General features: G+C 38.1%; 1 pseudogene. It reads right to left on the bottom strand.

Annotated features, from left to right (window positions below):
- A pseudogene (locus JMW64_RS13915) lies at positions 1 to 465 on the bottom strand (3-oxoacyl-ACP reductase); the annotation flags it as partial.
- Positions 466 to 1141: the final 676 nt, after the last annotated feature.

Below are 1141 nucleotides of genomic sequence, written 5' to 3'. Positions count from 1 at the left end.
ACGTTGTGCCAATTCTGCTTCGATATCAGTCGAGTTTTCTGGCGTACGGCCCACGATGATTACTCGACCTGATCGTTCTACGCGGCGAGCAACGGTATGGAAGAATTCATACACTTCTTTAAGCTGGTCAGCATTACTGATATTACTGGCGTCAAAAAGCAAGACTTTAAATTTATCATCGCCGCCCGTATTGGCTTTTGCCTCAACACCCGCATCAGAAAGCGCATCTTTGATACCATCGCTGCTATTGACAAATACCTCGGCATGGACGTCTGACAAGATGCGGGCGATTGACTCACTCACGCTTTTGTCATCGCCAGCAGCGCGACCGACCAATACGCTACCGCGTACCAAGGGTTGACCACTATCAAAACGGTCAAGCTCTACCGGCATAGGCAAGCCTAAGTTTTTTGCGACTTTTTTACCAATAGAAGATTGAACAAAATCACCATAACGGTCTGACATAATATAGTTCCTATAACGAAAGGTTAAGATAAGAGTAAACGAAAAATGGAATTTGTCTTTTATAATCACTCATACAAACACCAACAAGTATAAAGACTCATCAGCATCATAATTATTTATATTTAGTAAATGGGTACAAAACTGCCTTAACTATACACTCACATGGTAAACAAGTCCAAAAGCCAAAAATGTCTATAACAATCTGTAAACAAGCCAGTATACAAGACAGTCTCTTTTTTTAGATTTAAAAATTGCTATCTTGTGCTAAAATCAGACCTATAAGTTATGGCAAATGCATTTAACGATAACAATATATTATCAAACGTGCCGTTATGCAATGCTAATGACCAATACTAGCCAGTCTACGAAAGTTATCATTCTAAGAAATACCATGACTGCCTCTATGGCTATCAGTGGACTGAGAGATTACTGAGCTTAAATAAGAGTCACATAGTTTGCTAAAGACATACAGTAAGGCAGCAAAAACGCCTTATGATACACAGCTAGACGGTACAATAAATGATAATATTTGTTCACTGCATTAAATCACTGAGTCATACTGCTGAGCAACTTAAGCAATATATTTTGATTAGTCACCCTTTTTAAGGGCTATTTTTTCTTTTTTTCTGCCACTATTTTAAGGATAATATTATGAGCAATAAAAATAATCACCCTA

It is taken from the genome of Psychrobacter immobilis, from assembly GCF_904846065.1.
GTDB classification, from domain to species: Bacteria; Pseudomonadota; Gammaproteobacteria; order Pseudomonadales; family Moraxellaceae; genus Psychrobacter; species Psychrobacter immobilis_H.
This window is presented reverse-complemented; position numbering and strand designations above follow the sequence as displayed.